Genomic DNA, 23,237 nt, shown 5'->3' on the forward strand with positions numbered 1-23,237 from the left:
ACACGTACCGCACAATAATAGCTTTATAGTGTACTTCATGAACCTGGAATATGCTGTATATCATTAGCTACGGGTAGGGACACGGCAATGCCGTGTCCTACTTGCAGATTATTGATAGGACACGGCAATGCCGTGTCCCTACTTGCAGATAGTTGAAACTCTTCTCAAATACTTCGGTTGACTGGTGAAAAAATTGCAGCTTTGCTTTAGCAATTCTTCTAACCCTTCAATCTGCCTCAGCCAGACAGTGCCGTTGCTTCCAGCTACAGCAATTTGCTTCCCGTCTCGCTTCCAACTGACACTAACCACATTCTCCTCAAACTCAAATTGAGCAACCTGTCGCCCCGCTAAATTCCACAACCGCACTGTCTTGTCAATTCCGACTGTAGCAAGCCGTTCTCCGTCGGGACTAAAACTAATTGATTTCGCATCTAAATGCAAGGTTTGAAATTCATCAACTAATGTTTTTTCTGACAGATTCCACAGCCCGACTTTGCCATTCAATGTTACTGTAGCAAAGCGATGCTGGTGTTGAGCCGCACTGAAACTGATCCCAATTGCCTGAATCGGCAGTGTTTTTTTCAGCTTTCCCGACAAATTCCAAATTCGCACTGTAGAGTTGCCATCTAACGTCGTTATAAAATCGCCACTCGGGCTAAAATTTACGCTTCTCACTAAGCCGTTGTGACCGGGTAGGTTCACGCTAGACGATATTAATTTTTGCAGTTTTGATAATTTCCAAATTGCAGCATTGCTGTCTATTCCTGCGGCAGCCAACAACTTTCCTTCGGGACTAAAACTGATGCTGGTAACTGAGCCTTGAATTCCTGGCAATTGAGAAATATTTTGACCTGATAAATTCCATAATTTAACTGTACTGTCCCTTCCTGCGGTCGCTAAAACTTTGCCGTCCGGGCTAAAATTTACCATATTAACTGACTGCTGCAAAGCTTTCCATTCAGCAACTTTTTGCCCGGAAAGGTTCCATATCCGAACTTTATCGTCTATTCCGGCAGTTGCCAAAATTTGTTTGTCTGGGCTAAAACTGACGCTGGTAACTGCACCTGTATGAGCTTGCCAACTCATTGTCTTTTGGGGAAGTGATGGTGCTTTTACAGGCTGTTTTTTGCTAATTTTTTCGAGAATTACTTGTAAGGCTAACAGCGGTATAGTTGCCGGATATTGTTCTAGACGCGGTTTGTTTTTAACCAATTTTTTTAATTTTTCCCCAGAGGCGATCGCCCTCAGTAAAGCTTCTGATAAAGCTTCGGTGTTTTCGGTTTTTTGAGATACCGCCAACAGTAAAGCATCGCTGCCATTTTGTTCGATTTCAATACTTGCTTGTGCTAGTTTAAACCGCTGGTAAGCGAGAGTTGAAAAGCCGATCGCCGCCAGTAACGATGCTGCAAGTACCGCAGAACCGATGCCGATCCACTGTTTGGCTTTTTGTTTGGCAGAGTCAGCTTCCGTCCAAGCTTTTTCGGCATCGCACACAGCTTTTTTGGTTTCTAGTGTAGCTGAATGCAGCAGTTGATTTTGGTCGCTCAAAATAACTTTTTGGCTGGCCGTCAAAAACTGAAAATCTTCGTTTCTCAAACTTTTTCCGGCTGCCCAAACTAATGCTGACTGCAAATCATCCCCTCGCAACAGTTGGGAATCATCTTCACAGCTAGAATTGAGCCAGACTTTAATCGCTTCTGAGTAAGGCGAGAGTTTTTCTAATTTTTCTTCAATTAACTCTTTGTTAAATACAGCTTCGTAAATAGGATTAGAAATTGTTAATTTTTCCCGGTGCTTAACGATTAATCCGCTCAATCGCAATTCCATTTGTTCGCCGCTACCATCGGGGACAATTTCAGCTTGTTCTAAAATTTGCTGGTACAATCCGAGTCTCCTCACAATCCGCTGGTTTTCTCTGAAAAGCCGATCGCGAATTGTGGACAAATGTTCGGGCACATCCTGAGATTCCCAATTCTCCACTATTTTTAATCGCACTACCTTCTCAACCCACTCTTGAGAAGTGTGAATTTTCTCTTTCTCCCCCCCTTGCCGACGGGCGGCTGCATCTTTCTCCCCCCTTTGGCAAGGGGGGGCTGGGGGGGGTAAATTCGGGATTAATTGTGGGTTTTCCAGCAGGAGTTTGCACAGCTTTTGAGTCAAAAAAGGCTGCCCGCCCGTCCAATACAAAACCTCTCTCAAAACTTCATTAGGGCTGTCTGTAAGCTCTGCCAACCCCGCTGCTAGCGGTTGAGCTTCTGTTTCGTCAAAACCAGTTAATTCGATCGCCTTGCCAATATTAAAAGGGGTATTGCTGCTGGCATTTTGCTCGCGGCACAAATCCGTGGGCGATGCTACACCTAAGAGGGCCCAAGTTAGGCGATCGAACTCTGAATTGTTGGCGCGCTTGTTGTAGCACGATCGAATTAGCGCTAAAAAATCGTCGGCGGGAAAATCTAGGGCAAGAATACTGTCGATTTCGTCAATAAAAATGACAATATTGCTGGAAATGTTGGGTAAGAGTACGGTTTCGATGAATTCGCTCAATCTTTGAACTGGAGTTAAAAAATTGCGATCGCGCCACCAAGTCCGCACGTTGACAATATCCGACAGGTTAAAGTTATTTTCGAGAATGCGGAGTAAACCAGCATACCACTGTTCGGGAGTGACGCCGCGGTTGCCAATTTCCGAAATGTCGATCGCAGCACAAGCAATTCCTTCATTTCTCAGCCGCTGAATTGTCCGCACCTGCAAGCTAGATTTGCCCATTTGCCGGGAATTCAAAACATAACAAAATTCCCCGGCTTTCAATCCATTATAAAGGTCATCGTCTGCTTGCCGCTTCACATAATTTGGAGCGTTATTGGTGAGACTGCCGCCGACTTGATAGTAACTGGGCTTTGTTGTAAAATTCATATAAGTTATTCGGCGGTTGAAACTGCTTTTTGTCAAACAAAGTCTGCCTGCGCGGACTGAAGAAGTGAGGCGGTATTAAAGCATAATTCTGTATGATAAATTGTAGCACTATACAGCATGAAAACTGATTGGACTGGATATAACCACGACAAAGACCAGTTAAGAGCTGAAATTTGGTCTTTACTGAATCAGCAAGCCGCATCTATTGGCGATTCCTTTGGTCATATTCCCAACTTTGTTAATGCTGACATGGCGGCTGAAAAATTGGCAACTTTACCAATATGGCAACAAGCAAAAACGATTAAGTGCAATCCAGATTCGGCGCAAATTCCGGTGCGGATGCGGGCTTTGCAGGAGGGAAAACGCCTGTATATGGCAGTACCGCGATTGACAAGCACGCGCTGTTTTGTAGAGTTAACTGCTGCGGATTTGCAGAGACAAAATATATCAATTGCCGAAAGTGCGTTAGCGAAGCCCTCGAAGAGGATCGCCCGCAAAGCACTCGATTGCGGAAAATTGGTAAGTTTTGCAGAAATGGAGCCGATCGATTTAGTAATAGTCGGCTGCGTAGCCGCGGGCCCCAACGGTGGAAGAACCGGCAAAGGTGCAGGATTTGCCGATTTAGAATTGGCTATGTTGCAGGAATTCGGGTTAGTACAAATCCATACGCCAATTGTAACAACAGTGCACCCTTTGCAAATAGTCTCTGATTTGCGTTTGCCAATGCAAGCTCACGATTGGGCGCTGAATTGGATTGTTACTGCCCAGGAGGTAATTGAAACTAATACAAGTTATCGGCGTCCCAGTGGCTTAAACTGGGATAGTATACGGCCGGAACAGTTGGCGCAAATTCCGATTTTGCGAAAGTTGAGAGAGCAAGACTAGATAACGAGTTTCTGTGCTAAACTTGTCTACAGTTTACTATTGTAGAACATGAAAGTTATTTTGGGAGACATTACAAAACTGGAAGTTGATGCGATCGTGAATGCTGCAAATAGCAGCTTAATGGGTGGTGGTGGAGTAGATGGAGCAATACACAGAGCAGCAGGATCGGAACTTTTTGATGAATGCCGATTACTTGGAGGATGTAAGACTGGAGATGCTAAACTAACTAAGGGATATAAATTGCCTGCACGCTTCGTCATCCACGCAGTAGGGCCAGTATGGCGGAAGGGTGTTGATGGAGAACCGGAACTCTTAGCGGAGTGTTACCGTAAGTGTATGCAAATCGCCGCAGAGCGAGAGTTTGAGAGTTTGGCATTTCCTTGCATTAGCACCGGCATTTACAGCTTTCCTAAAGCTCTAGCAGGTGAGATTGCAGTGAAGGTATGCTCGGAATATATACAAAATAATGGTGGTTCTCCAAAAGTAATTTTTTGCTGTTTCGATCGAGAGAATTATGAGATTTATGAGAGAATTATATCTAAATACAACCCTAAAAAACCTCTCTAAAACTTCATCTAACGCACCCTACAAGTTAAACTGGGATAGTATACGGCCGGAACAGTTGGCGCAAATTCCGATTTTGCGAAAGTTGAGAGAGCAAGTTTAGATTTAGTTCTTTCAGGCATTGCTGAATCGAGAGATGAATGGCTAAGCATGATGAGGAACAGGCACATTTTCTAGAGGAGGTCTATTGAGGATGAAAAAAGTCTTATTAGGATTGAAGTCAGAGACTTACGAACATCCTTTCGATCGCAAAGCTTTAGCGTCTCTAGAAAAGATGCCTGGAGTTTCTTTATTGCTGAAGAAAGTGAATGAGTACGGTATCGATCGCCTACTCCGTTTGCAATGTTTGGGCAGTGATTTTCGCGTGACTCCCAACAATTTTCCGGGGTTGTCTCAGGCGTTGGAAGAAACTTGTCAAATTCTCGATTTATCTCCCTGTCCAGATTTATATTTGTTTCGCGGTTGGGGGCATATTATTACCGTTACGACTGGTATTGAAAATCCAATTGTAACGGTGAATTTAGAAGCCTACGAATGGCTTTCTAGCCAGGAACTGATTTATGTATTGGGGCATGAAGTCGCCCACATTAAGAGTCAGCATTTGCTCTATCATCAAATAGCGATGGTGATGCCGCTTTTAAAGACTTGGGTGAATGCAGCGACATTAGGATTTGGCGGTTTGGCGGCTAATGGGGTAGAACTGGCGTTCTGGAATTGGTTAATGATGGCAAGGTTTACAGCGGATCGGGCGGCGTTACTGGCTTGTCAGGATGTGGATGTAGCGATTACCGCGTTGATGAAACTTGGCGGTTTACCCAGTTGCTATGTAACACCGGAAGCGATCGCTGATTTCCTCGTTCAAGTGCGCGAATTTAGCGACAACAGTGTAGAGTCTCAAGATACACTTACTAAGTTACTCAGTTTCAACGATTCCAGAGAATCTTGGGTCGTGATGCGCGCTTCGGAACTCCTAAAATGGGTTGATTCAGGAGAATATCAAACCTTACTCGAACAACCCAATCAACCGCCACCATTATTAGACCCAGATGCTACAGAAGATTGGAATTTTCTAACGTCTTGGTAAATTCCGTATGCTATAGCAAAGTGCTGAGTAATGAACAGATGAAAGCGTTGCTAATTCCTGGGATTAAAATAGGACTAGATGCTTGGAACTTCGTTCCACATCATCTCGCTTTTCAGCAATGCCTTCTTTCAATTTATCACTCCCAATTATTTTGACTAATTCAACTGGCTGGGCTTTATCCCTAACCGAATTTGTTGTCCCGTTTCCTTGAATGCCCGCACGACTACATCAACTGATGAACCAACTGCTGGATATTCATCGCGTGTCATAAAACCTTCATCTTTGAAATCCCCGAGTTCAACAATACCCGTAAACTTTATCCCTGGAAGGGCAACGAATATTCCAAAACCAAAATGATTGGTGACTACTCCTTTCAATTTAGTTCCAACTTTTAGAGACTCTTTTATTTCTTCCCACGGTTGCTCGTTAATCATTTTATTTTATAAGCCTGCTACTTGCATGATTAAAACATCTCTTAATATCTACCGCAACTGGCACAATGAGTAAGGTGCGTCAGATCCGAAACCCTAAATAATTGTCCTATAACTTCGTCTGACGCACCCTACAAGTTTAGGATTTACTCATTTTATCTCAAGGCAAAATAGAATTCACAGCGATCGCCCCAATTTCTCTTCCTTCAATAATAATCGGTATAACAGCCGATCGCCCAAAATCTAACCTTTGACTGTAATCTGACGGCTCAACTTCAACAAGAGGTTGAGAGTACACCTCAACCAGTCCTTCCACAAGATTCACAATCCAATAAATCGCAATTCCAGCGCGGGCATAAATCCGTTTTTTTACAGTTCGATCGCGCTGAAGCGTCGTATCGGATACTTCAATAATCAGGGCAATATCTTCAGCACCAGGATGCCGATCGAGATATTGTCGCGTCTCCCCTCGAACAACCACTATATCAGGTTCTGGTTCGCTGTTAGATAGCGTTATCGGTTCTTGGGAATCAACATACCACCCCGCAGGTAAAATATTCTCTAAAGCTGTTCTCACAAGACGAGTAGTTGCTCGATGCGGTGGATTTTTGGGCATTTTGAAAACCAGCCAACCTTCCAGCAATTCTACAGAGTCATCATCCGTGAGAATGCCAGCTTGAATTATCGCATGATACTGCTCTATGCTCAAGCGCAAAATCAGATCGTTCGGAATTGCTGCAACGCTTTCAACAGGCGACATAACAGTATGCGGGAGTTAATTTAGTTATGATTTTACCTAATTTTAACATATATCTACTTTGTGGTGAACACGCGCCATGCAATGAAAGCTGTCAAAGCTAGATAACCAAACACGGTTATCCAGTCTAATAAATTATCGGAAGTTATCAAAAAAATATCGTTCATGGGCAGTGTTGACCTGATTATTAATTAGTTCCTCTCTGGTGGAACGAGAGTTTGTAGAGTAGCGATTTCAACCGCCGATCGCTCTATATTTTACACGATCGCGCTTAAGTGCGATCGAAAATATTGCCGGTACAACTCGCACCTCGGCACGCACTCGTTACCATGCAATCTCACCAACCCCAAACTATCTAATTTAAACGCCTCCATCGACTTTAATTGCACGGGACTATCCGCCGCTGCAATCTCTCTCATCCCCTCCGCTAACTCTGGATATTCTTCCAAATTCCACAACTGCCGGCGCAAATGGTCGCTATAAATTCCAGCATCTGCGATCGCAGTTTCTTTTAATTCATCGAGTGTCAAATCCGATCGCGAAATGTGATATAATGCAACTCGGACTAAATACGGATGTCCGCCGACAATTGCCATCAATTCCTCAACTTCGGCTTCCGACCAATTCAAGTTGTGGCGCGCTGCTAAATCTTGTATTTGCTGATGGTTGAATTCTGGCAAATCTACTGGCAGCCCAACGTTGAAAGGCGATTGATTGATGTTCATCGGGATGTAAACTTCGGTGGAGTGAACTACAATTAATCGCAGTTTTTTCCAGATGTCGCGCCGCTTTGATTCTTCGTGCCACGCCCGCAGCAGTCCTAAGAAGTCTTCGGCAATGTCGGGATATTGAAAAACGCGATCGATCTCGTCTAATCCTAAAATTAAAGGACTGTCGATTTGCGGTAAAATGTATTTTTCAAAGTAATCTTTGCAGTTGACTTTGCTGCCAAAAATCTCGTCCCAATAATCGTCTAATTGATTGGGTAAGTGCAACTCGCGGCCGACGTAAGCGCAAAACCACTTTAAGAATTTATCTAAGTTTGCAAATACGCCTTTATCTACTAACTGAAAAGTTAGCGGCACGGTGCAATAGCCTTGACGGGCTCCGTGATGCAAAATTCTTGCCATCAAGGAAGTTTTGCCCATTTGTCTCGGTGCTTTGATTCTAATTAACGCGCTGGGCTGCACTATAGTTTGATAGCAGCGTTCTTCGATGGGCGGGCGTTCTACATAAAATTGAGAAGCGACATCGACTTGTCCTCCCGGTAATTCCGATTCGGCGGCGGGTAGAGGTGTTTCGTCGCTGCTAATTTCTAATAGCTGGTTTGGCGTTAAATTTTCCGTTTCTTCGGTAACTGGTGCGGGTTCTTCTGCTAGTAAATTCAGAACTTCTTCGATCAGAATGGGAGTGTCGGCGGTGGTTTTCCATTCCCTCTGTTTGATGCGGTAAAGATAGCCCCGCAAGTCGTGATTTAGAGGCGCGTTCAGCGGAAAACCGACGCGGATGGGGAGAATTATTGGTCTTCTGTCAGCGCGAGCATCTTGCAGTTCTTTTGCTTGCTGAACTTGATATGTTAGCAGTTCGCTTTGGCTGACCGTTGGCGGCAATAGCAACAACAAATAATCGCATTCTTTAAGGAATAAATTAATGCGCTCGAACCAATTATCTCCCAATCTAATGTTATTTTCTGCTGTAAAAACTGTATGACCGATCGCGCTTAAGGCTATTTCCAACTGTTTTCCCAACTCGCGATCTGGTTCGGCGCTGCGATAACTGACAAATACTTTAACACTTCTGCTGTTGGCTGTTTCCCCCGCAGCAGGCAAATTGTCCGACTCACCCGCATCTTCCGCATCGTCTAGTTTAGCCGATCGGTGGTCGCCATTCGCCAGAGTCATCTCAAAAGCCGCGAACAACTGGCGAATTTTACTCAAATCCGCACCTTCTCTACCCTGCTTAATTTTGCTGACTGTATCGGCACCAACGCCAGACTCGGCCTCGATTTCAGTCAGAGTACCTCTAATGTTATATCGGTCAGACCATTCTTGGAGCGCCTCGTTAAGTTTCTTTAAGCCAGAGGCAGTGAGAATGCGACCGCGATCGCGTTTTGACTTGAGCACTTCGCTTGCACTGAAAGGGAAAGGAATCTAGGAAATTTAACGCCTTAACTTCCTATTTTAGGCGATTTTAAGGAAGATAGTCAGCTAGCCGGAATTTAAGGCATTTTACTTGGAGTAGTTTTGTGGGCGATCGACTCCTCAAACTCTGTCCTGATAACGGATTCAACAGTTGAATCTATTTTAGTATAAAAAACTTTTCTTAAGTCCCCAATCTTCGCCGCTAATGACCGCTTAAATTTTTAGAGTAGATACACCAAGCAAAAAAGGAGCAGCCAAATGAGCAAAATCTTACACAGACTGGCAATGGCCGCTTTTGGAACCGCCGCCATTTTCACAATTAATACACTTAATAATTTAACAGAAGCATCAGCGGCTGGTAAATTTGACCAATCAGAAATTCATCAAAACACAGTTTTTCCAATTCCCGTACCGGGGCAGTTCCATAAATAGGGAAATTCATTGATTGATTTAATTTAATTAAGGAGAAATTATGAAGTCTACACTTTGCTCGCCGCAACCTACCGCTACAACATCTGACTCCGTTGATGCTGAGGCGATCGATGCCTGCACTGCACTTGCGTGGGTGGAATTGGTAGCATTAGATGCCAGCGCTCTCACGGGGGATGATTGGCTGGCATTGTGCGATGATATAGATAGCGGGGAAATCTACCGCTGCTGGTTTTTGTGGTGCGACCGCGAAATTAGCGGTAATTGGGAAGCTTACGATCCTTTGAGCGATCGCCGATTTGTTGCTAAAGGAAAAGTGTTTCTCAAAGCCGCGATCGACTCGCTCGAAGATGCTAGAAATCTGGCAACAACACAAGTTTAACTCATCAAAGGCGAAGAAAATTTGCGCCGACCAAACAAGAATTCGGCGAAAAGAATTCGCGATTGTACAAACTTTAGTCCGCCTGCGCGAGACAGAAAGAAAAAAAGCTAATATAACCGGATTTGATATAAGTCCCGGAAATCGAATATTCTCAAAGAAAATAATAAAATTTACGGCTGCGGGCAAGAGTTGACTGTATGATGCTATGTGGTTCGCGCCGAAAGCGGTTGAGAACGCTGTTACCGCCGCTTTCTCGTTGCCACCGTTAAACTCTTTCTCTTCAAACATGACTCCAAAACTACGATCGCTGTTGCCTGCTTTAATTGCTGTTTTGTCGATCGCCCTGCCTGCAAAAGCTGATACACTAACATCTTGGCACTTCGATGCCAGCCAAAATCAACTCAATTTAACAACAGATTCAGGAGTTCAGCCGGAAGTTAAGCTAATCGCCAATCCCACCCGTTTAGTAATTGATTTGCCCGGAATAGTCTTGGAATATCCCGAAACTCCTCAAAGCTACAACTCAGTTATTCAACAAATTAGAGTCGGGCAGTTTGACACCGAAACTACCAGGTTAGTGATACAATTAACTCCCGGTTATAAGTTAGACCCGCAACAAGTCCGAGTCATTAGAGAATCTGCCACTCGCTGGTCGTTTCAGTTGCCGAATCCAGAACAAATAGCGGGCAACGAGTCTGTTCTACCTACAGCTATTACCCAGATCGAACAAAAACCCGGTCAAGTTATACCAACAGTTTCTTCAGCAAATCCCAGAAACTATGCTGCTGATTTGGCGATGCGAACAGGTTCAGAAATGAGCGCAATTAAGCCTCAGATTGAAAGTGCGATCGAACAGTACAGATCCCTCAGCGCCGGAATGTTTTTTCTGGATTTAGATACAGGAGACTATTTAGACATCAAGGGCGATCGCGTATTTCCGGCCGCGAGTACAATCAAATTACCGATTCTGATAGCCTTTTATCAAGATGTAGACGCGGGAAAAGTTAGCCTGGACGAAACATTAGTTATGAAGTCTGACTTAGTTGCCAGCGGCTCTGGAACTATGCAAGACGAACCAGATGGAACTCGGTTTAGCATCAGAGAAACCGTAGATAAAATGATTACCATCAGCGACAATACAGCAACAAACATGATTATTGAACGTTTGGGGGGAATTGCTAAACTCAACGAGCGTTTTCGCAGTTGGGGATTAACTGACACCAGAATTCGCAATTGGCTCGGCGATTTTCAAGGAACAAATACCACAAGTTCTGTGGATATGGTAAAGCTGCTGGCGATGCTGTCTGGCGATAAATTAGTCTCTGAATCGAGTCGAGAACAGGCTTTAGAATTATTGCGGCGTACAACAACTAGAACGCTGCTTCCTTCGGGCTTAGGCGCAGGAGCCGTGATTGCTGACAAAACCGGAGATATCGGCTTTGTGGTGGGCGATGCGGGAATTATTGATATGCCGAACGGCAAGCGTTATTTAGCGGCAATCTTTGTCAAACGTCCTTACAATGACCCGATCGTGAGAGATTTTGTGCGCCGAATTTCGCGGATTGTCTACAATTATTTAGACCAGCCTGCGGCGAAAGTACCGGAGAATTTGCGCTACTGAAAAGTTGGGAAACATAACCCCCCAAGCTACCCCTGTCAACGTTATGTTAACGACTTTGCGTTATTCTAGCCATGCTTATTGACAATAAGTTGAGAATTAACCCCTTGAACTTGAATTTCGCAGCTTGGTGGGTTAAAGCGTGATTTCAGGGGAAATTGAACCGTCTTGCCTCGAACTATAGTTCTCCCGATCGGGGGCGTTAGGCTGGAAAGGATACAGGTTTCGCATTAAGTAACCTTAAATTTCGCAGTCTCGTCTCTTCTAGAGGTGTATTAGTGTATTATAGTAGCAAGTTGGCAGTTTAAGCCTCTGAATCACGCTATTAGACCGATGATATAACTGAAAAATAAAAAATCACAAGTGTACAATCAACTCTAACCCTATGCGTCTCAAGACAATTTTCATTCGATTCTATAAATCCTTCAATGACGACTTCATAAGAAAAAATGATAACACGGTGAAGCCTAAGCCTTGGGAGCTGATCAATGATGCTTTTTACCCATATATTGAAGTTCCCATAGAATCCAAGATTACAACAATTGTTGGTGCGAATGAATCGGGCAAATCTCACTTGTTAAGTGCCATTGAGAAGGCTTTATTTGTAAAAAATATTGAGCCCAGCGATTTCTGTCGCTATTCTCCACTTTTTACGGTTAAAAAGAACGAATTAAAATACCCTGACTTTGGTTCTGAATGGTCTGGTCTTTCTAAGCCTGAAGAAGCCAGTGTAAGAAAAATCATAGAAATTCCTGATAAAATTATTTTCGATAAATTTTTTATATTCCGCAATAATGTTGACAATTTAACGTTTTATTTGCCGGAAAAAGGAGATTACAGACCATACAAACTAGGAGAAAAACAGGTCATTGAGTTACAAAAACTACTTCCTCGACCGTTTAGAATTGAGTCTAATGTGGCCCTTCCATCAAGCGTTCCCATTAAAAAACTCGTTGAGTTGGATCGAGAAGATTATTCAGGCAGTAAAAAATTTGAGCTTTTAGATAGAGAGCAAAGAAACCGAATAGTAAAGGCACTTGATGTTTTTAGCAATAATCCAGAATTAATTACTAGAATTCGCCATCTGGGTGGTGAAAAAAGGGAAGAAATTGAATATGAAGCAATTACTTCACTAAAGTCAATTATCTCAGCACTTGATGAAGTCAGTTTGAGCGATATAGAGAAAGCAAGAAGAGAGAAAGAATTCAAGCTAGCTTACAAATTGATTTGCAAAATTGCTGAAGTCGATACCAATTCTTTACTTAATCTGGCTGACGCGATTCAAAATGGAATGCAAGGTTTTGCAAATGGAATCATTGATAAGATTAACCACCAATTAGCCATTAATTTAAACTTTCCCAACTATTGGGTTCAAGATCGTAACTTTTGTCTAAAAGTAGTGGCAAGAGACTATGACTTAGTTTTTACCATAACTGATAGGACAGGAACTGAATATTCATTTGATGAAAGGAGCCAAGGATTACGATTCTTTCTCAGCTATTATATTGAATACCGCTCTCATGAACCCCATCACAATAAAACTGAGATACTGTTGATGGATGAACCAGATGCTTACCTATCTAGTCAAGCCCAACAAGACTTACTTAAAGTATTTGATCTCTTTGCAAGTCCCGAACCAGGTTCACATTTAACTCACCCTATTCAGGTAGTTTACGTAACTCACTCTCCTTTTTTAATTGATAAGAATCATACTCAACGTATTCGAGTCTTACAGAAGGGAAATGAGGATGAGGGAACACGAGTAGTTAAGGATTTTGCCAAAAACCGTTATGAACCTCTAAGGTCTTCGATAGGTCCTCATATTGGCGAATCAGTTTTTATTGGTAATTGCAATTTAATGGTCGAAGGCATTGGCGATCAAATTATTATTGCCGGGGCTGCAAGATACCTTCGAGTTATTGATGTATCTAAATTAGAAACTTTAGATTTAAACCACATCACGATTGTTGACTCAGGGGGAGCTAACCAAGTTCCCTACATGGTCTATCTAGCTTGTGGAAGACACGTTGAGCAAATAGCAGTTATCGTTCTATTGGACAGTGATAAGTGTGGTAATGATGCTAAAAAGCAATTATTAGGTAAAATAGGGCAACATAGAAGGCCTTTAATTAAAGAGCAATTCATTCTTCAGCTTGGCGATCTCAAAGAGGAATTTTATTTGGTTGCTTATAATGCGACCGTAAAACTTGAGATAGAAGATATTATTCCCTTGCCAATCTGCATAGAAGCAACGAAGCTTTACTTACAGGAATTTCTACAAGTAGATCAAACAGAAGTTTCTTTTTTAACTGAAGGTTTGATTTTAAGCAAGATTGATGACCGGACTATTCTTGATGCCATACAAGAAAGTGTTTCAGAATCTTTTTACAAGGAATTGAAAGTTAGTAAGGCTGGCTTTGCTAGGAATGTTATTCAAGTGGTAAATGAGTGGTCACAGAAACGAGGTGAGCTAGATGAGAATCAATCTAAGGCATTGAAAAATTTTGGAGAAAACTTTAAAATTCTGTTTAAGAAGTTGAACCTTATGCAACGTAGTGCTCAAAAGAGATTGATCAAAGAAATGCTTTCACAAAAAATAGAGCGTTTAAAGAAGAATTTTATTGTACTTCATCCCGTTTCTGCAAAACGTGAGGATGGTGTTATTCTGCTTGACGAGATCGAGGATCTTCTAAAAAGCAATATAGAAAATGAGTCACCTCAGGAAATCGAAGCAATTCAGAATGCGAGCCAAAATTTGCGTCGTGATTACAAGCTTGATGTCGAAATGAATAAAACGATCCACGATTACACAGGATTTCAAATGGGTTTAGAGAGAATCAAGTATGCAGGGCTTTTAGCGAGTCAAGAACAAACTGTCGAAGCTCAAGCAGAGGAGTCAGATATTTCAGAAGAAGTCCTTGAGGATGCTCAAATAGATAAGTCTGTTGAGGATGGGCAAGAACAATTGATTAATGAGCAGGTATCTACTACGTCTGAGGTAGAAACTGCTGAAGTTTCCGATCAGTCTGCAAACTCTAAGATGAGAAATAAGCCTAATCCACGTAAGTAGTATCGAGGTATGAGGAGGTAAACTCTCAGCGATAAAAGATGTTTACTGAAACAGAGTATAGTCTGTCTGTCATGTGACCCAGGTTATCTCTGTTCGGTAAATTTAACCGTTACAAACCTACTCGCAAACCCCCTTTCCCTGTAAGGGTTGGGAGGTAAAAAATTTTAAAACCCCTCTCATGCAAGGAGAGGGGTTGGGTAGAAGTTCTGCGTTTCTATTCACCTCTAAAAATTTTACTCTTTGCGCTCGATGGCTACAGTCAAATGAGCCGCAACTGCCCCAACGGTAGCAAGTACAGCAGCAATTGGAAAGACTACCGATCCTGCAACGCCGCCCACCAATCCCGCCATCAGCGGAATGTCTCCCAAAATCCGCCCTTGCGAGTTTTTGATGACGAGGCGGCGGAGTTTTCCTTGCTCAATTAGTTCTTTGACTTTAGCAATTATACTGTCGGCGCTAATCTTGAACTCTTCCACTCTGACTTTTTCTTCTGTTGCAAATTCTGAAGCGAATAAAGGAGTTTCAACTGTTGGGTTTGCAGAATTTCCGGCCGCTGCTGTTTCGTCTTGTAGAATCGTTACTTGTTGTTCTAGTTGTGAGTTCATTTTGTGTAAGGGCGGGTGAAAACCAACCGTTTAATTTGTATACCCTTATCTTCGGCGATCGCACTTGGGAATGACAGGCAAGGAAACCCTACAATCTGCATTCGTACTTTCCACCCCCGCATTTTTACTCAAAACATTATCTCTGTCTGGTTAGAAAAGGGTGGCTTTATCTATTCCTAAAGGTATAGAAAATATCTTTGGCAAAAGCCGCCCTTACTGATTATTTGTGTCGAATTAGCTCGTAAATTTCCACATAGTCTTTAGCTGGATATTTCCAGGAATTATCGCAACTCATGCCTTGAAGCATTAGTTTTTCAAATTCATCATGGTAGTCATACCACAATCCGATCGCCCGATCGAGCGCCGACTCTAAAGCCGAGTAGTCGGTTTGGTAAAATACGTAACCGTTGCGCTCTTCCGGGAGGTGGCGGGTGTCGTAATCTCGATCGAACACAGTATTCACCAAACCGCCAACTCCCCGCACCACAGGAACAGTACCGTACCTCAAACCGATCATCTGAGTCAGCCCGCATGGTTCGTAATTGCTGGGAACCACAATCATATCCCCACCCGCATAAATTAAGTGCGACAGTTCCTCATTAAAACCTAGTTCTAAATGGCAGTCTGGATTATCATTTAAAAACTGTCTTTCGTGCTGGAAATGAGCGTTAATTCCCGCCTCCGTCGCGGAACCCAAAAGCACGAATTGCGCTCCCTTACTCAGAGAGTAATAAATTGCATGGTGGACGAGATGAACGCCTTTTTGGTCGTCCAAACGGCCGATAAAGGTAATAATAGGCTTGTCAGCATCGCGCAGTAACAGCCGATCGCGCAAAGCTTTTTTAGTTTTGGCTTTTCCTGCCAAATCCTCCTGAGTGTAGTGGTGGGGAATATAGCGATCGCTCTCTGGATTCCACACGTCATAATCAATGCCGTTGAGCACCCCGCGAAACTTCTCTTGATACAAATGCAAAGTGTGACCCAAACCGTAGCCAAACTCGCCGAGGTGAGCTTCCCAAGCGTGGTGCGGCGAAACTGTGGTGACAAAGTTCGAGTAAACAATCCCACCTTTCATAAAGTTGATGGCAAAAGGGTTAAAATTATCTCGGAGGCGATCGTACTCAAAATAATAATCATCTCGATTTAAACCCGTGGCTTGCAAAATATCGCCACCTCCCATGCCTTGATGTTTGAAATTGTGAATGGTATAGCAGACTCGCTGATTTTCCATCCAATTGTATTTGTAAATTTCAAACAGCATGACTGGAACCAAACCAGTTTGCCAATCGTGACAGTGAATCACATCGGGACGCTTGTTGCTTCTGAGCAAAAATTCCAAAGCGGCTTTGCTGAAAAATGCAAACCGCATATTGTCGTCATTGCAACCGTAATAACAGCCGCGATTAAAAAAGTTATCTTGAGAGCGAGGTTCGATGAAAAAACACAACTGCCCGTGCACCCAGCCGCACAAGACATCGCAGAGGATTTCGCCGCCGTACCAGGGCACAGCCAAATCCCGGTAGGCCTCGTGAAGTCCCCAAATGTGGTCGTACCTCATGCAGTCGTACTTGGGTAGAATAATCTCGACGCAGTGACCGGAATTCTGCAACTCCCGACTCAAACCGTAAACTACGTCGCCCAAACCCCCTGCTTTGATGACGGGGGCGCACTCCGAGGCAATTTGTACTATGTACATTTTTTTTTCTCGCTCCTGGATAAATCAAAAAAATATTTTCTTAACTTGACAAAGTATATGATTTCTAGGCAGATAAGCAAGTCGGCCATTGGGAATACAGGGAAAATAGGCGCAGCTAGCAGAAGTTGAGACCGATTTGGGCGATAACTGGCAATAGCCCAACGGGGAAGGATATCATCGAGGCGAAGCTGCAAGCTCTCCTTCAAAGGAAAAAGCATCGGTTGAGCCTGTCGAAATTGTGGCAACTCGATCGCAAATTCCGCAAAATTTAACTCATTTTATCGCATTTGTCAACTCAATCTTTTGAGCCAAATCGCCATTTGTCTCGTCTCGTTCCGAATATCGATCGAATAACTCACTCAAAGCTTCTTCTCCAGCAATCTCTCCATTACTGACAAACTTCTCTACCTCCACCGAACCATCACTCAAAAATTCAATTTCCCACCGTTCCCCAGGTACAGCCACAATCACCATCACAGCTTCATCGCGATGATGCGCTAAACTGTAATCGATAGCCGGTTTTTCCAATTTTTGCAAAAATAATATTAGTCGGTCAAATCCATTATTTTTCATCTATCAAATCTCCGATCGATCGACAATTTGCGAACCATCCTAAAGCCTGGTATATTTTCTTTTTTCACCTCTTTCTATTTGCTCCCATATCATTTCGCTAAATTCTTCCCAACTTGGCGAACTTGCCGGAAGCTGTGCTTATTTTATACTACCTTTTTTACCTTTGAGAATATCAGACACTTTCATGCCTGGAAATTTGTGTGCGATGTTTCTTCCTCCTTATCTTATAGCGGTCCTCAGAAACATGAGGTACGTAGTTGGGCTTTAGCCCTCTTATTTCAGTGATTATATAAGCTGTCAGTCATACCTCATCTTTTTGAGAAAGGCTATAAATCCCACTCATAATTCTCATCCCGCTCGACAACAATCCAACAACTCAACCCAAACCCATCGCATCATTTTCACATACTAACAATTTACCTTTCCCCTGATAAAACCAAACATAACCCTCCCCGCCGCCTTTGCCAAAATGACCTAATTTTCGATAATCTTCTTCAATCCCCTTGGTAAATCCTTTAACCAAATCGCAATCAGCTATCAAAGTTTCACCTTGTTTGAGTTCGACAACCTTAGCCGGTGAACTTGTAGCTGCTACAACAGTAGCTTTTTGCTCGCGCAAAGCTGTAACAGCAATTCTCCACCTACCGTCATTAGAAGCAGCCACTTGTCGGAATTTGAGTTTTTTAGCACCGATAACTACATTGTCCGAACAAAACTGAAATATACCGTCATCAAACTCCCACTGCTCCGCATCCAAAAGCTCGATCGGCGTATAATGCAGGAAATTCCCTTTTTGTCTCGGTTCCAGTTTCACCGTACCAGTCCCTTGATATACGGGAGCGTTGTAGTCCATTTCCGTTGTCAAAGATACCCACATATCTTTCAAACGGTTATCCGTTTTATAAACACCGGCAGTTAATTTCCCCATACACCAATGCAGCGCACCTTTTTGAATAATCGCTCCCGAATTATTCAAGTTAATTTCTACTTGCTGAACGAGGGGAATATTCTTAGTGGGATGGTAAAACTTATTGGTTTCTGGATTGATGTTATTTTGGATGTACCACAAATCCGTTGGTTCCAAAACCTTGATTTCGTATTTCATAATATACCTCGCGTATTTACTTGAAATGTGTTAAACATTTGACCCGTGATTTGGGGCTTCCGCGCTCCCGGACTTATGTTGTGAAATTTATCTTTTGCAGACTTCCTCTGCTACTGTTAAAGTATCTAGCTATTTTAGCAATAGCAGACAGTGCCGCTCCACAATTGTTGAGAAAAATTTATGCCTGCGATCGCACAATCTCCCAATTTACCCATTTTACAAGAAATCAACTCAGGATTGCCCAATATTTGCGGTTCCGAAGCAGAAATCAATGCCGCAGCCAATAGCAAAGAACCAGTCTTTCTACCTACCACAAATCTGCGCCTCGAAAACATTCAAGCCGGATTTGCCTGCGCCCTGCATATGCACCAACCCACAATTCCAGCCGGTGCAAACGGCGAACTAATCTGCAATCTCCAGCATATGTTTGAACATCCCAACCAAGGAGATAACCACAATGCCGGAGTGTTTGCTTGGTGCTATTCTCGCATGGGAGAATTCATCCCACAACTGATTGGTGAAGGTTGCAACCCGCGAATTATGCTCGACTATTCGGGCAATTTATTGTGGGGATTGCGCCAAATGGGGCGCGACGATATCTTCGACAATCTCAAGCGAATTACCTGCGATCCTCAATATCAACCTCACGTAGAATGGCTGGGGACAATGTGGAGTCACGCCGTCATTCCCTCAACTCCAATTCCCGACATCAAACTCCAAATTCAAGCATGGCAACATCATTTTGCCGCCATTTTTGGCTTAGATGCCCTGAAGCGCGTTAAAGGTTTTTCGCCCCCAGAAATGCACTTTCCCAATCACCCTGACACGCTTTACGAATACATCAAAGCTTTGAAAGAATGCGGCTATCGCTGGCTGATGGTGCAGGAACATTCTGTAGAAAATATCGACGGTTCGGGATTGTTGCAAGACCAAAAATATATTCCCAATCGTTTGCAATCCCGCAATTCTCGCGGCGAAACAATTAGCATCACGGCTTTGATTAAAACCCAAGGTTCCGATACAAAATTGGTCGGTCAAATGCAGCCGTATTACGAAGCAAAAGGACGCAATAAGCAGCAAATTGGCAGTGTCACAGTTCCTTCTTTAGTTACTCAGATTGCCGACGGGGAAAATGGCGGCGTGATGATGAATGAATTTCCCAGCGCTTTTGTCAAAGCTTGGCACGAAAACCGCGAACAAGGCGGGGGAAAATCCGGTGTTGTCGGTTTAAACGGAACTGAATATTTGGAGATAATTGAAGCGGCGGGTGTTAATCCTGATGATTATCCGATTTGTCAGGGGATTAACCAGCACAAAATCTGGCAGTTAGTCGATCCCGACAGTGCGACGCCGGAAAAGGTCGAAAGTGCGATCGACCAACTCAAGCAAACCGACTATAATTTTCACATGGATGGTGCTTCTTGGACTAACGATTTGAGTTGGGTAAAAGGCTACGAAAACGTCTTGGAACCGATGAATCTACTCAGCGCTGCATTTCACAAAAAATACGACCCGCTGGTGCAGCAAGATGCGGCAGTTACCAAGCAGTTTGAATACCAGCAAGCTTTGCTTTACAACTTGCTGCTACAAACAAGCTGTTTCCGCTATTGGGGACAGGGAACTTGGACTGATTACGCGCGGGAACTTTACAACCGCGGCGCTGCTTTAATGAAGTAGCAGAATTTATTGTAGGGTGCCCCGGAAACAAACTGTTTGAGCCGCCTCAAATATCAGCGCTGACGCACCCTACATCTAGATAACTTTATTGATAAAGAGAGGACTTTAGTCCTCATTACAAACACGGACTTACCAATTACTTTCTACATTTCCTGCATCAACCGCAAATAATTCTGCCGCATCTGCGTCATATTTTCCATCATTCTATTAGCCATATCTTTCTCAACATCGCTCATTTGCTGCCAGAATAAAGCCGATCGCCTAGCCATAATAGCTTCTTCCCACAGCATCTCCAAAAGTTGCGCCGCCATTGGGTTTTCAGCATCGATAATCCCGCACAATTGCTCGAAGGCCCGGTTGGCTTCGGTGTGAGTGCTAACATCCTGAACCAGGGTTAGGCATTTCTTGAGTTGTACGATCGGATTTTCAGAAGAGTAAGCCATAATTTGATTGAGATAAGTGACAAAATTTACACTGACATCTTTGACATTACTTGAATGTAGATACAGCCGCACAGTTCCCAATATACCAACGCCAAGGCAAATCCATCCCTTGCGAAATTCCGATCCGCGTAGTTTGCACAATATTAATCGTACCTGACTCGATCGCTTGCTGAAATTCCGCACTCGGGTGTTCTAACCTGAGCGGTTGGCCTGCATCCAAGAGAAAACTGCTTAAAGTTCGATCGATCTCAAGCACCTTACACAGTTTCCCAGGCCCGGCGGCGAGGCGCGATCGCTTTTTTTCGGGGATGTGCGAGAACGCTTTGGGAACCGCATTTAGCTGCAAAGCTCGAACCAGCACAGCACTAGCAACTCCCTCTGCATCCGTCACCACGTTAAAACAGTGATACATCCCGTAGATTAGGTAAACGTAGCTCATACCCGGAGGCCCGAACATCACCTCATTGCGAGAAGTGCGCTGTCGGTAAGCGTGACAAGCGGGGTCTCCCGGGCCGTAAGCTTCGGTTTCGACAATAATTCCCCGAATCGTCTCGCCGTCAGGAAACTGCCGCACCAGCGAGCATCCCAGCAAATCTGGCGCTACGCTGGTAGATGGCCGCGCCAGCCAAAAAGATTCTACAATCTGAGTATTTTCACTCACTCAACAGGAGACAGTAAATTATGGACGTTAAGTTAGTTTTAGCAGTCTTGACGGCAGTTTTCACCGTTTGCTGTCTATTCTTCGGCACAAAAAACGGCTTCTACGATACTGACAAGTATCACGGTAACGGTTCTGCTCACTAATTTTAGGGGCTGTTAGTTACTTAAAAAACCGCTGTCTGTTATTCAGACGGCGGTTTCTTTTAATGAACCGCAGAGGCCACAGAGGACACAGAGAAAGAGAAAGAGAGAGCGGAAAGAATCAAAAGAAGTTGACAAATGATGACACAGCAAATTCCTGTAGTTGCTGCAATTAAGGATGAATTTTGCCATCGGGCATTTTAGTTTCTTGCCAGCTAGCATTCTCGAAGTCAGCGCATCCCGGCAGATTTAAACGCATTGTCGCTCCCCGATCGCTCGTTTTCATGTTGAAACCAACTACTGCATTTTCTGGGTTATTTTTTTCGGGAACAGCGGTGACATTAAAATCCATATTTGCTCCTCGATCGTTCGCATCAAGGTTGAAAGTAATGCCGCTACAGCCCAAATCTGCTCCGGTGAGGTTGGCTCTATTCAAGTTAGCATTTTTTAAGTTAGCATTGGCTAATTTGGCTCCCGACAAATTAGCACCTTCGAGGTTTGCGCCCTGCAAGTTAAATCCTCGTAAGTCAAGTCCCTTCAGGTTGGCATTGCTGAAATTGCATTCTGGACATTGCTTGGTTTCCAGCAATTGCTTGATTTGGTTTTGTTGAGTTGAATCAGGTATATATTTGGTGACAGTAAATATAACTGCGATCGACAAAGCAGCAGCAAGTAAATTTTTAAATTTCATAAAAGTTCTGAAAAGCTTTCCTAGCTTTCTTTTGCGGTTGATATATTGCTACAGTAGGGCGATCGGTCTCTCCAGAATTTTCACAAAAATTTGCCCTGATTGCGGAATTGACTTGTACCCGCCCGGGTGCAGCGTGCATATACCTGCGGGCTGAATAAAAAAAAATTCTATTTATGTCCTTAGAAGGATGAAATTTTATAAAAAATTGACGATGATTAAAATAGATACGCAACACCGTACCTGCGCTGTTGTAAGTTCTCAGCAACTACTTTTGTCAAAATAGGTTTGAGAAATTAATTGATTATCAAAACTGTTGGCGGCAGCTCAGGTTCCTCAACCCTGCCAAAACACACCACACCTGCAATCCCAACGAACTCGGAGCGGCAATGAATAAAGTCTACCCCGAACCCAAAAGATCGCGCTTCATGGCACTGCTGCTGACAACGCTGCTCACATTTCCCTTTGTCACTGCTTGCGGTTCCAGCCAGGAAAGTTCTGCTCCCCCGCCCCCAGTAGACAATACTCGCGCTGGAGCGCCCGCAAATCGCCCCGCCAGTCCTTCGCCCCAAGCAAAAAAAGGACTGAGCAATACTCAAAAAGTAGCGATTACTTTAGTAGGAGCGGCCGCCCTTTACTACATCTACAATCAGCACAAAAATAAACAAGAACAGGGGCCGCAGGGAAAACATTACCTTTCCAAAAACGGTCGCGTTTACTACCGTGACGCTCAGAAACAAGTTCACTGGGTAACGCCGCCACCAGAAGGAATTAAAGTGCCGGAGTCGGAAGCATCGGCTTACCGGGACTTCCAGGGGTACAACAACCAAACTACAGGTAAAGACCTCACTAGCTTGCCGGAAGCTAAAACTGCTGTTCCGGCACAGTAACCAAACAATTTGAAATTTTAGATGGACGATTTAAGATTTTCAATTAAATCTGGGATTCCCAATCTAAAACAGCCATTTTTCAACACATAAAAAAGAGGAACTTTATCATGGTAGACGGATTTTTGCGGAAGATAAAAGATGCGATCGTCGGGCCAGACAGCGAGCAAGTCGATCCTGACGGCAATTACGAAGATACCTCAAATCCCGGACAGTTCGGCAACGTGAGTCCGGCTAGCGAAGACCCCTACGGCGACCCCGCCGACAACGCCGATTCTGGACAGTTCGGCAACGTGAGTCCGGCCAGCGAAGACCCCTACGGCGACCCCGCCGACAACGTAGCGGATGCAGGACAGTTCGACAATGTGAGCCCGGCCAGCGAAGACCCCTACGGAGACCCAGCGGATGAGGAAGGCATTAGTTGAGTCAGTTGGCTATAAAAATTACCTGGTAAGCAAAAGCACCTCTGCGGGGGTGTTTTTTTGTTG

General features: G+C 43.8%; 22 protein-coding genes. 11 read left to right on the plus strand and 11 right to left on the minus strand.

What is annotated here, in order from left to right:
- Positions 1–138: 138 nt before the first annotated feature.
- Positions 139–2,913, minus strand: coding sequence for an AAA-like domain-containing protein (locus tag QUA56_RS02420; protein WP_333352707.1), 2,775 nt, complete (start codon positions 2,911–2,913; stop codon positions 139–141).
- 117 nt (positions 2,914–3,030) lie between these two features.
- On the opposite strand from QUA56_RS02420, the gene QUA56_RS02425 reads away from it, so the two are divergent.
- From QUA56_RS02425 to QUA56_RS02435, 3 genes are all read left to right on the plus strand, one after another.
- A complete protein-coding gene (locus QUA56_RS02425; protein WP_333352709.1) occupies positions 3,031–3,798 on the plus strand; it encodes a 5-formyltetrahydrofolate cyclo-ligase in 768 nt (255 codons plus the stop codon).
- A 48-nt stretch (positions 3,799–3,846) separates the two neighbouring features.
- Positions 3,847–4,365 (plus strand): O-acetyl-ADP-ribose deacetylase, encoded by a 519-nt coding sequence (locus QUA56_RS02430; protein WP_333352711.1) that lies wholly within the window; start codon positions 3,847–3,849, stop codon positions 4,363–4,365.
- Between the two features lie 190 nt (positions 4,366–4,555).
- Positions 4,556–5,446 (plus strand): M48 family metallopeptidase, encoded by an 891-nt coding sequence (locus tag QUA56_RS02435; RefSeq protein WP_333352714.1) that lies wholly within the window; start codon positions 4,556–4,558, stop codon positions 5,444–5,446.
- A 155-nt stretch (positions 5,447–5,601) separates the two neighbouring features.
- On the opposite strand, the gene QUA56_RS02440 is transcribed toward QUA56_RS02435, so the two are convergent.
- The 3 genes from QUA56_RS02440 to QUA56_RS02450 all read right to left on the minus strand — a co-directional run bounded on the left by QUA56_RS02440 (position 5,602) and on the right by QUA56_RS02450 (position 8,757).
- Positions 5,602–5,880: a S1 RNA-binding domain-containing protein gene (locus tag QUA56_RS02440; protein WP_333352716.1), complete on the minus strand. Its 279-nt coding sequence runs from the start codon at positions 5,878–5,880 to the stop codon at positions 5,602–5,604.
- Between the two features lie 157 nt (positions 5,881–6,037).
- Positions 6,038–6,637 (minus strand): Uma2 family endonuclease, encoded by a 600-nt coding sequence (locus tag QUA56_RS02445; RefSeq protein ID WP_333352719.1) that lies wholly within the window; start codon positions 6,635–6,637, stop codon positions 6,038–6,040.
- Positions 6,638–6,891: 254 nt separating this feature from the next.
- Positions 6,892–8,757, minus strand: a complete 1,866-nt coding sequence (locus QUA56_RS02450; protein ID WP_333352722.1) for an AAA-like domain-containing protein — start codon at positions 8,755–8,757, stop codon at positions 6,892–6,894.
- A 276-nt stretch (positions 8,758–9,033) separates the two neighbouring features.
- Here QUA56_RS02450 and QUA56_RS02455 point away from each other — a divergent pair, with 276 nt between their 5' ends.
- The 4 genes from QUA56_RS02455 (at position 9,034) to QUA56_RS02470 (ending at position 14,274) form a co-directional block, all read left to right on the plus strand.
- Positions 9,034–9,207, plus strand: a complete 174-nt coding sequence (locus QUA56_RS02455) for a hypothetical protein (RefSeq protein ID WP_333352725.1) — start codon at positions 9,034–9,036, stop codon at positions 9,205–9,207.
- A 40-nt stretch (positions 9,208–9,247) separates the two neighbouring features.
- Positions 9,248–9,586, plus strand: coding sequence for a hypothetical protein (locus tag QUA56_RS02460; protein ID WP_333352728.1), 339 nt, complete (start codon positions 9,248–9,250; stop codon positions 9,584–9,586).
- 286 nt (positions 9,587–9,872) lie between these two features.
- Positions 9,873–11,207, plus strand: a complete 1,335-nt coding sequence (locus QUA56_RS02465; RefSeq protein ID WP_333352731.1) for a serine hydrolase — start codon at positions 9,873–9,875, stop codon at positions 11,205–11,207.
- Positions 11,208–11,664: 457 nt separating this feature from the next.
- Entirely contained in the window at positions 11,665–14,274 is a 2,610-nt protein-coding gene (locus tag QUA56_RS02470; RefSeq protein WP_333352733.1) for an AAA family ATPase, read from the plus strand.
- 233 nt (positions 14,275–14,507) lie between these two features.
- On the opposite strand, the gene QUA56_RS02475 is transcribed toward QUA56_RS02470, so the two are convergent.
- The 4 genes from QUA56_RS02475 to QUA56_RS02490 form a co-directional block, all read right to left on the minus strand.
- Positions 14,508–14,879: a DUF4342 domain-containing protein gene (locus tag QUA56_RS02475; protein ID WP_333352736.1), complete on the minus strand. Its 372-nt coding sequence runs from the start codon at positions 14,877–14,879 to the stop codon at positions 14,508–14,510.
- A 220-nt stretch (positions 14,880–15,099) separates the two neighbouring features.
- Positions 15,100–16,575: a glycogen synthase GlgA gene (gene glgA / locus QUA56_RS02480; RefSeq protein WP_333352739.1), complete on the minus strand. Its 1,476-nt coding sequence runs from the start codon at positions 16,573–16,575 to the stop codon at positions 15,100–15,102.
- Positions 16,576–16,848: 273 nt separating this feature from the next.
- Positions 16,849–17,148, minus strand: a complete 300-nt coding sequence (locus QUA56_RS02485; protein WP_333352742.1) for a hypothetical protein — start codon at positions 17,146–17,148, stop codon at positions 16,849–16,851.
- A 376-nt stretch (positions 17,149–17,524) separates the two neighbouring features.
- On the minus strand, positions 17,525–18,253 hold the full coding sequence (locus QUA56_RS02490; RefSeq protein WP_333352745.1) for an AIM24 family protein: 729 nt from the start codon (positions 18,251–18,253) through the stop codon (positions 17,525–17,527).
- A gap of 180 nt (positions 18,254–18,433) precedes the next feature.
- Here QUA56_RS02490 and QUA56_RS02495 point away from each other — a divergent pair, with 180 nt between their 5' ends.
- Positions 18,434–19,930 (plus strand): glycosyl hydrolase family 57, encoded by a 1,497-nt coding sequence (locus tag QUA56_RS02495; protein ID WP_333352747.1) that lies wholly within the window; start codon positions 18,434–18,436, stop codon positions 19,928–19,930.
- Positions 19,931–20,073: 143 nt separating this feature from the next.
- Here QUA56_RS02495 and QUA56_RS02500 read toward each other — a convergent pair whose 3' ends face one another.
- Positions 20,074–20,373: a hypothetical protein gene (locus QUA56_RS02500; protein ID WP_333027404.1), complete on the minus strand. Its 300-nt coding sequence runs from the start codon at positions 20,371–20,373 to the stop codon at positions 20,074–20,076.
- A 46-nt stretch (positions 20,374–20,419) separates the two neighbouring features.
- Positions 20,420–21,034, minus strand: a complete 615-nt coding sequence (locus tag QUA56_RS02505; RefSeq protein WP_333352750.1) for a DNA-3-methyladenine glycosylase — start codon at positions 21,032–21,034, stop codon at positions 20,420–20,422.
- Positions 21,035–21,054: 20 nt separating this feature from the next.
- Here QUA56_RS02505 and QUA56_RS02510 point away from each other — a divergent pair, with 20 nt between their 5' ends.
- Positions 21,055–21,177, plus strand: a complete 123-nt coding sequence (locus QUA56_RS02510) for a hypothetical protein (protein WP_006633228.1) — start codon at positions 21,055–21,057, stop codon at positions 21,175–21,177.
- A gap of 169 nt (positions 21,178–21,346) precedes the next feature.
- Here QUA56_RS02510 and QUA56_RS02515 read toward each other — a convergent pair whose 3' ends face one another.
- Positions 21,347–21,865, minus strand: coding sequence for a pentapeptide repeat-containing protein (locus QUA56_RS02515; RefSeq protein WP_333352752.1), 519 nt, complete (start codon positions 21,863–21,865; stop codon positions 21,347–21,349).
- Between the two features lie 386 nt (positions 21,866–22,251).
- Here QUA56_RS02515 and QUA56_RS02520 point away from each other — a divergent pair, with 386 nt between their 5' ends.
- Both QUA56_RS02520 and QUA56_RS02525 read left to right on the plus strand, forming a co-directional pair.
- Positions 22,252–22,752 carry a hypothetical protein gene (locus tag QUA56_RS02520; RefSeq protein WP_333352755.1) on the plus strand — a complete coding sequence of 167 codons (501 nt, stop codon included), beginning with the start codon at positions 22,252–22,254 and terminating at the stop codon, positions 22,750–22,752.
- A gap of 107 nt (positions 22,753–22,859) precedes the next feature.
- Positions 22,860–23,174 carry a translation initiation factor gene (locus QUA56_RS02525; RefSeq protein ID WP_333352758.1) on the plus strand — a complete coding sequence of 105 codons (315 nt, stop codon included), beginning with the start codon at positions 22,860–22,862 and terminating at the stop codon, positions 23,172–23,174.
- The last annotated feature ends 63 nt before the right edge of the window (positions 23,175–23,237 follow it).

Origin of the sequence: Microcoleus sp. N3A4 (assembly GCF_036701805.1) — a bacterium.
Lineage (GTDB): Bacteria > Cyanobacteriota > Cyanobacteriia > Cyanobacteriales > Microcoleaceae > Microcoleus.

Excerpts from the sequence above, each read along its gene's own strand:
- QUA56_RS02485 (WP_333352742.1), bottom strand. The coding sequence starts at position 17,148 with ATGAAAAATAATGGATTTGACCGACTAATATTATTTTTGCAAAAATTG.
- QUA56_RS02465 (WP_333352731.1), top strand. The coding sequence starts at position 9,873 with ATGACTCCAAAACTACGATCGCTGTTGCCTGCTTTAATTGCTGTTTTG.
- QUA56_RS02500 (WP_333027404.1), bottom strand. The coding sequence starts at position 20,373 with ATGGCTTACTCTTCTGAAAATCCGATCGTACAACTCAAGAAATGCCTA.
- QUA56_RS02445 (WP_333352719.1), bottom strand. The coding sequence starts at position 6,637 with ATGTCGCCTGTTGAAAGCGTTGCAGCAATTCCGAACGATCTGATTTTG.
- QUA56_RS02425 (WP_333352709.1), top strand. The coding sequence starts at position 3,031 with ATGAAAACTGATTGGACTGGATATAACCACGACAAAGACCAGTTAAGA.
- QUA56_RS02420 (WP_333352707.1), bottom strand. The coding sequence starts at position 2,913 with ATGAATTTTACAACAAAGCCCAGTTACTATCAAGTCGGCGGCAGTCTC.
- QUA56_RS02475 (WP_333352736.1), bottom strand. The coding sequence starts at position 14,879 with ATGAACTCACAACTAGAACAACAAGTAACGATTCTACAAGACGAAACA.
- QUA56_RS02495 (WP_333352747.1), top strand. The coding sequence starts at position 18,434 with ATGCCTGCGATCGCACAATCTCCCAATTTACCCATTTTACAAGAAATC.
- glgA (WP_333352739.1), bottom strand. The coding sequence starts at position 16,575 with ATGTACATAGTACAAATTGCCTCGGAGTGCGCCCCCGTCATCAAAGCA.
- QUA56_RS02430 (WP_333352711.1), top strand. The coding sequence starts at position 3,847 with ATGAAAGTTATTTTGGGAGACATTACAAAACTGGAAGTTGATGCGATC.
- QUA56_RS02490 (WP_333352745.1), bottom strand. The coding sequence starts at position 18,253 with ATGAAATACGAAATCAAGGTTTTGGAACCAACGGATTTGTGGTACATC.
- QUA56_RS02525 (WP_333352758.1), top strand. The coding sequence starts at position 22,860 with ATGGTAGACGGATTTTTGCGGAAGATAAAAGATGCGATCGTCGGGCCA.
- QUA56_RS02455 (WP_333352725.1), top strand. The coding sequence starts at position 9,034 with ATGAGCAAAATCTTACACAGACTGGCAATGGCCGCTTTTGGAACCGCC.
- QUA56_RS02460 (WP_333352728.1), top strand. The coding sequence starts at position 9,248 with ATGAAGTCTACACTTTGCTCGCCGCAACCTACCGCTACAACATCTGAC.
- QUA56_RS02440 (WP_333352716.1), bottom strand. The coding sequence starts at position 5,880 with ATGATTAACGAGCAACCGTGGGAAGAAATAAAAGAGTCTCTAAAAGTT.
- QUA56_RS02520 (WP_333352755.1), top strand. The coding sequence starts at position 22,252 with ATGAATAAAGTCTACCCCGAACCCAAAAGATCGCGCTTCATGGCACTG.
- QUA56_RS02515 (WP_333352752.1), bottom strand. The coding sequence starts at position 21,865 with ATGAAATTTAAAAATTTACTTGCTGCTGCTTTGTCGATCGCAGTTATA.
- QUA56_RS02435 (WP_333352714.1), top strand. The coding sequence starts at position 4,556 with ATGAAAAAAGTCTTATTAGGATTGAAGTCAGAGACTTACGAACATCCT.
- QUA56_RS02510 (WP_006633228.1), top strand. The coding sequence starts at position 21,055 with ATGGACGTTAAGTTAGTTTTAGCAGTCTTGACGGCAGTTTTCACCGTT.